We start from the raw sequence: 6,553 nt of genomic DNA, 5'->3' as shown, positions 1-6,553 counted from the left end.
GTCGCCACCCACCTCTTCAACGCCATGCCCGGCATCGCCCACCGCGCCCCCGGCCCGATCGTGGCCCTCCTGGAGGACGAGCGGGTCACCGTCGAGCTCATCAACGACGGCGTCCACCTGCACCCCTCCGTCCTCGACCTCGCCTACGGCACCGCCGGCTCCTCCCGCGTCGCGCTGATCACCGACGCCATGGGCGCAGCCGGCATGGGCGACGGCCTCTACCCCCTCGGCCCCCTCCAGGTCGAGGTCAAGGACGGCGTGGCCCGGCTGGTCGAGGGCGGCGCGATCGCCGGCTCCACCCTCACCCTGGACGTGGCGTTCAAGCGCTCCGTCGCCGTCAACGGGCTGACCCTCAACCAGGCCGTCGAGTCGCTCTCCACCGTCCCCGCCCGCCTGCTCGGCCTCGCCGACTCGGTCGGCACGCTGGAACCCGGCAAGAACGCCGACCTCGTGGTGCTCGACTCCGCCACCCACGACCTGGTCGCCGTCATGCGCCGCGGCGAGTGGATCACCGGGGCCGACCGCTTCGCCCCGCTCGGGTCCGCCTGACCCGCCCGGACCCGCCGGTGTCCGCCTGCGCCCGCCGGCAACGGAACGGCCGCCCGCTCCCCTCGGGGAACGGGCGGCCGTTTCGCGTGGACGGGCCGGCCGGATCAGCCGGCGGCCTCCAGCACCACCTGGTCGACCAGGATCGCTCCGCTGCCCGCCGGCACGGTGAGCGTGATCGTGTTCGCCCCCGCCTGGAGCGGCGGGGTTATGTACGTCGTGTACCAGGAGGCCGCCGGCTCCTTCCCCGGCGAGTAGTTCTTGAAGGACAGCCCACCGGGCCAGTCCTTGCCGTTCACCGAAGCCACGGCCTTCACGTCGGTACCCGGGTTGTTGAAGTGCACCGTGAACTTGTACGTCCCGGCCGCCGCCAGCTCGCCGTTCCAGCTGACCGAACCGCCCGGCTGCAGCGTCAGGTAGGCGCCGTCCGCCGACTTGGTGCCCTTGACGGAGTTCCCGGACGGCGCGTTCTGCCCCTGCAGGCCGCTCGCGTCGACGGTGGCGGGGCCGGTCACCGGGGTCGCCGAGGCCGTCGCCGAGGCGGGGGCCGTCGGGCTCGTGCTGCCGGTGCCGCCCGGCGTGGCCGGGGCGCCGGTCGAGCTGGTGGCGCCCTTCGCGTTCGTGTCCTTGTCCTTGTCCGGGTCCCCGCCCGAGAGGGCTATCCCGGCGCCGATCGCGACGGCCGCGACCACCGCCACGGCGCCGATCACCGCACCCTTGCCCCGGCCGCCGCCCGGCCGCTCCTCCCCCGGCTGCGGCCGGGAGTGCTCGGCGTAACGGGCCTGCTGGGTCGGGGCGCCGCCGCCGTACTCGGGGTGCTGCGCGGGCACTCCGCCGTACTCGCCCTGCGGCGGGTACGGCTGCCCGGGCTGCGGCGCCTGCGGGTAGCCCGGCTGGGCCGGGTAGGGCTGCTGGGGCCGGGCCTGCTGCCCGTACTGGGCGCGGCCGACCTCCATCGGGCGGCTGTACGGCGTGCGCGGCACGCCCTGCTGCGGCTCGGACGGCTGGGCCGCCGCCGCACCGTCGGCAGGACGGTACAGATAGCCGAACGGGTCGTCGTCCTGAGGGGTGCCGCCCTCCGGGCCCTGGGGCACTCCGCTGTTTCCGGCGGTCGTCACGGTGGTCAACTCCCCCATCGCGGTCGCGCCGCCGGGCTGCCGTGCCCCCGGCGCTGGTCGTGGTCGCTTGTACCCGGGAACACTACCTGTCCTCGGCGACGCCCCGAAAAGACCCCTTGACGACCAGCGGGTAGCTTTCGCCCGGAACGACCCGCTCACGCGGCCCGGAACCTCCGGTCACCGCCCCGGCCGGCCTCCCCGCAGGGTTCCACCACCGGGTTCCCCCACCGGGCTTCCTCAGCCGGCCCGCCGGTGCGAGCGCTCGCCCCTGGCCCCGCGCACCGAGCCGCCCCTGGCCCGCTTCTCGTCGTACATCCGCTCGTCCGCGGTGTGCAGCACCTCTTCGATGCTCATCCCGCAGCCCGCCCAGCCGACGCCCAGGCTGACGCCGACCCGCATCGCCCGGCCGTCGATCCGCATCGGCGGGATGATCGCGTTGCGCAGCCGGTGGGCGAGGTCCTTGGCCTCGTCGCGCCCGATACCGTCGGCCAGCACCACGAACTCGTCACCGCCGAGCCGGGCCACCGTGTCGCCGTCCCGCACGGCCCCGCTGAGCCGGCGGGCGACCTCGACCAGCACGGCGTCGCCGGCGTTGTGGCCGAACCGGTCGTTGATCGACTTGAAGCCGTCGAGGTCACAGAAGAGCACCGCGAGCCCCTTCTCCACGACGACCGGGCCGCCCGAGCGGAACGGTCCCGACCAGACCTCGCCGCCGGACCCGTGATCGGCGGGCACGACCGCGTGCACGTGCTCGCCGTAGCCGGCCGGCCCCGGGTTCGCACCGGCGGCCGCCGACGGGTACCCCTCCGGAAGGCCGTAGCCGTGCGCGGGCCCGGACCGCACGTCGGTCCCCTCCAGGCCCTCGTAGGCGGCGTGCGCGCTGTAGGAGTCGGCCACCGCGTACCCGGCGCCCTGGTAGCCGCCGCTCCCGTAGGGGACGTCGGCGGGGCCCGGCTGGTGCCCGGCGGCGCCGACCGTCTGCGGCTGGCCGCAGAGCCGGCGCCCGAGCCGGGCCTTGAGCTCGGCGCTGTTCGGCAGACCGGTGAGCGCGTCGTGGCTGGCCCGGTGGGCGAGCTGGAGCTCGTGCCGCTTCCGGTCCTCGATGTCCTCGACGTGCGTGAGCAGGAAGCTCGGCCCCTCCGCGGCGTCGGCGACGATCGAGTTGCGCAGGCAGACCCACTGGTAGCCGCCGTCCCGCCGGGAGAGGCGCAGTTCAGCCCGGCCGCTCTCGGCGCTGGTGCGCTCCAGCAGCGCCCGGTCGTCCGGGTGGACGAGGTCGGCGAAGCTCTGCTGGCGGAGCACCGCGCGAGGGCGGCCGAGCAGACGACAGAGCGCGTCGTTGACCCTGGTCAGCTGACCGCGCCCGGCCCCGTGCAGCTCGGTGATGGCCATCCCGCTGGGCGCGTACTCGAACGCCTGGCGGAAGCTCTCCTCGCTGGCCCGCAGGGCCTGCTGCTCCTTCTCCAGGCGGGCCAGCGCGCGTTGCATCTCGGCCCGCAGGCGGGCGTTGCCGATCGCGATGGAGGCCTGCAACGAGAACATCTCCAGCGCCTCGCGGGTCCAGGCCCCGGGCCGCTTGCCGCTGCGCGGGCGGTCGACCGAGAGGACGCCGAGCAGGTCGCCGCCGGCGCTGTACATCGGGGCGAGCAGACCGTCGGCCGGGTGCCAGTCGTTGGCGTAGACGGGCATCGGGCCGTCCCCGATCCAGCGCGGGATGTCGCTGGCGACGGCCCAGCCCCGGTCATAGGGGAGGAAGCGCAGGGTGCCCCAGTGGTCGCTGACGCCGAGCAGCCGGTCCCAGGACTCGCGGGAGCCCACCTGGCCGAGGAGGACGGAGGGGCCGCCCATGGCGCTCTCCTCCAGCTCCCAGACGGCCGCCACCACGAGGTCGCCGTCCGGCCGGACCAGGCTGACCGCGGCGGCGTCGAAGCCGAGTCCGTGCACCGCGCCCTCGACCACGGCCTGCAGCGTGCCCGCCAGGCTGCGGGCAGCGTTGAGGTCCGCCACGACCCGGTGCAAGGTGCGGAGGGTCGCGAGACGGACGTACGGCTCCGACTCGGCTTCCATGCGGGGGCTCCCCGGCTGCTTCGGATAGGTCTTGATTGGTTATCGTCCGATTGCCAGAAGAACTGAATCACAGGGAGCACAGCGTTCGGCACGCTCGGTCAGCAATAGGTCGCCACTTGTGACTTAAATCACACGACCCTAATGCGCCCTTCATCAGCCCATCTGTCCCATATCTGGACATAAGCCCTTATCGGAACATTTATCCTGGTCGGCCGGATCGGCCGCGCACTGAAGTCGGCTGCCCGCCGGGCAGGCCCTCCACTTCACTCCTGGGGGTGAGAGCGGCCGCGAACCGTAACCTCGGCCCCACCTCGAAGGCCCGCAGCGAGGGCCGTACCGCGGGACTGCGCCACGGACTGCACCCCGGACTGCGCCGCTGGTCCTACGACCAGGGCCCGATGCCGTTCCGCCCGGTCGCGGGCTACCGTGCGCTACGTGTACTCGTCCCCGCAGCCCGAGGCTGCCTCCCAAGCAACGCCCGACGAGTTCCGGGCGGCGCTCTCCCAGCTCGCCGCCGGAGTGAGCCTGGTGACCGTCCACGACCCGGAGGACGGCGAGGACGTCGGGATGACCGCCACGTCCTTCCTCTCCGTGTCGCTGGAGCCGCCACTGGTCCTGATCTCCGTCCGCGAGGACTCCCGGATGGACGAGGTACTCTCCCGGGCCGACACCTGGGCGGTCTCGCTGCTCACCGAAGGACACAAGGCGCTCGGCTCGCGGTTCGCCATGAAGGGCCGGCTCAGTGACCGGCTGCTGTTCGCCGAGGCCCCGCACCGCCGCGGGGCGTTCAGCGACGCCCCGCTGATCGACGGCGCGCTCGCCACCGTGGAGTGCCGCACCGAGCAGCGGATAGCCGCCGGAGACCACACCCTGCTGCTCGGCCGCGTCCTGGAGGCACTGGTGCCCGACCCGGGCGGCCGTCCGCTGCTCTATTTCCGCGGCGGCTACCGCACCCTGGGCTGACCCCGGCGGGGGCTCCGGTCCCCCCGGCCCCTGCCGCCCGGCGGGCCGCCGTCCTTCCCGACCGACGGCCACCGGCCTGCCGGGCCCGCGTACCGACCGGGCCCGGTCCCGCGTACGGCCCGCCCTGCCCGCGGGCTACTCGCCCTGCGGGGACCGCCGCCCCTGCTTCAGCTCCGAGCGGTGCCGCTTGTTGGTCAGCCGCCGCTCGACCATGCCCTTGCTGGGCCTGGTCGCCCGGCGGGCCTTCGGCGGCGGCGCCGTCGCCTCCCCGAGCAGGGAGGCCAGCCTGGCCGCGGCGACCTCGCGGTTGCGCCACTGCGAGCGGTGCTCTGAGGCGCGGACCACCAGCACCCGCCCGTCCACCAGCCTGCCCGCCAGCCGCTCCAGCGCGCGCTGCTTCCAGACGTCGGGCAGCGCGGCCGAGGCCGCCAGGTCGTAGCGGAGCTCGACCTGGGTGTCGGACGTGTTGACGTGCTGGCCACCGGGGCCGGAGGAACGTGAGAAGCGCCAGACGAGCTCGGCGTCGGGGACGACCACCGATCCCCGGACGCGAATGGGCTCGGGCATGCGCCCATCATCCCGCGCCGGGCCCCCGCCGGTCACCCGGTTATCCGACCCGGCGCGCAGCCCCGACAATGGCCTGTGTGATCGAGCTCGGCTACTCCCTCTCCAACCGCTTCCCCGACCCCCCGCAGACCGACTACCGGACCGCGACCACCCACGCGCTGCGGTACGACCTGTTCTGCGGCGACGTCTACCTCGACGCCGAGGGAGCGGAGCTGTCCACGGCCTGGGGATGGGTCCCGGTGCTGGACTTCGCCTGGGCGCTCTGCGACATCGCCGAGGAGCTGGACCGCGACCCGGCCGGCGGTCGCGCCGCCCGGGTGCAGACCGCCGACCTCGACTTCACCCAGAACACCGAACTGCTGCGTTTCGCCCGCCGGTTCAACTGGGTCGAGGTCACCGCCACCTGGCTGCCCGACGAGCCGCCGGCCGTGATCCGTCACGGCGACCTGAGGCGCGAAGCCCGCGACTTTCTCCAGGACACACTCGCCGACCTCTTCGACATGCACCCCGATCTCGCCGACAATCCGGCCATCTGGTCACTTCAGGGCCGGTTCCGTCGAATCTGACGGGGAATACCCGAACCCGTGCCGGCGACGGAAATCCGTCGACCCGCGTGGAACCATCTCCGCCGGTTCCCGCGTTATCCCGGCAAAAGCAATCGAAGGGACAGCACACACCATGCCAGTGAGCCTCTCCAAGGGTGGCAACGTCTCGCTGACCAAGGAGGCCCCCGGCCTGACCGCGGTCACCGTCGGCCTCGGCTGGGACGTCCGCACCACCACCGGCGCAGAGTTCGACCTCGACGCCAGCGCGATCGTGCTGAACGCGGACGGAAAGGTGCTGTCCAACGGCCACTTCGTCTTCTTCAACAACACGAGCAGCCCGGACAACACCGTCGTCCACACCGGTGACAACCGCACCGGCGAGGGCGCCGGCGACGACGAGGCGATCAACGTCAACCTCGCCACGCTGCCGGCCGAGGCCACCCGGATCACCTTCCCGGTCTCGATCTACGACGCCGTCGCCCGGTCGCAGAACTTCGGCCAGGTCCGCAACGCCTACATCCGTGTGATCAACGCCGCCGGTGGCGCCGAGATCGCCCGCTACGACCTCTCCGAGGACGCCGCCACCGAGACCGCCATGATCTTCGGCGAGCTCTACCGCAACGGCGCCGAGTGGAAGTTCCGCGCCGTCGGCCAGGGGTACGCCTCCGGCCTGGCCGGCATCGCCCAGGACTTCGGCGTCCAGCTCTGACGTCGCCCCCTGCGGTCCCCGGAGCGCCCGTCCCGCCA

The 6,553-nt window shown here is 73.3% G+C and carries 7 protein-coding genes; 4 read left to right on the top strand and 3 right to left on the bottom strand.

What is annotated here, in order from left to right:
• A partial coding sequence (locus tag ACFWOG_RS38645) for an amidohydrolase family protein (RefSeq protein ID WP_380364224.1) occupies positions 1 to 549 on the top strand: 549 nt, incomplete at its 5' end.
• Positions 550 to 653: 104 nt separating this feature from the next.
• Here ACFWOG_RS38645 and ACFWOG_RS38640 read toward each other — a convergent pair.
• Positions 654 to 1,664, bottom strand: coding sequence for a carbohydrate-binding protein (locus ACFWOG_RS38640; protein ID WP_329949183.1), 1,011 nt, complete (start codon positions 1,662 to 1,664; stop codon positions 654 to 656).
• Positions 1,665 to 1,901: 237 nt separating this feature from the next.
• Positions 1,902 to 3,731, bottom strand: coding sequence for a diguanylate cyclase domain-containing protein (locus tag ACFWOG_RS38635; protein WP_380364221.1), 1,830 nt, complete (start codon positions 3,729 to 3,731; stop codon positions 1,902 to 1,904).
• A 426-nt stretch (positions 3,732 to 4,157) separates the two neighbouring features.
• Between ACFWOG_RS38635 and ACFWOG_RS38630 the strand changes: the two genes are divergently transcribed.
• Positions 4,158 to 4,694 (top strand): flavin reductase family protein, encoded by a 537-nt coding sequence (locus ACFWOG_RS38630; RefSeq protein WP_380364219.1) that lies wholly within the window; start codon positions 4,158 to 4,160, stop codon positions 4,692 to 4,694.
• Between the two features lie 135 nt (positions 4,695 to 4,829).
• Here ACFWOG_RS38630 and arfB read toward each other — a convergent pair whose 3' ends face one another.
• On the bottom strand, positions 4,830 to 5,261 hold the full coding sequence (arfB, locus tag ACFWOG_RS38625) for an alternative ribosome rescue aminoacyl-tRNA hydrolase ArfB (RefSeq protein ID WP_329883951.1): 432 nt from the start codon (positions 5,259 to 5,261) through the stop codon (positions 4,830 to 4,832).
• A 68-nt stretch (positions 5,262 to 5,329) separates the two neighbouring features.
• Between arfB and ACFWOG_RS38620 the strand changes: the two genes are divergently transcribed.
• Complete coding sequence (locus tag ACFWOG_RS38620; RefSeq protein WP_380364216.1) at positions 5,330 to 5,827, top strand: hypothetical protein; 498 nt, start codon at positions 5,330 to 5,332, stop codon at positions 5,825 to 5,827.
• A 112-nt stretch (positions 5,828 to 5,939) separates the two neighbouring features.
• A complete protein-coding gene (locus ACFWOG_RS38615) occupies positions 5,940 to 6,515 on the top strand; it encodes a TerD family protein (RefSeq protein WP_329883953.1) in 576 nt (191 codons plus the stop codon).
• Positions 6,516 to 6,553: the final 38 nt, after the last annotated feature.

This window comes from Kitasatospora sp. NPDC058406 (assembly GCF_042722765.1).
Taxonomy (GTDB): domain Bacteria; phylum Actinomycetota; class Actinomycetes; order Streptomycetales; family Streptomycetaceae; genus Kitasatospora.
Note: the sequence above shows the minus strand (reverse complement) of the source record. Positions and strands in the feature narration are given on the sequence as shown.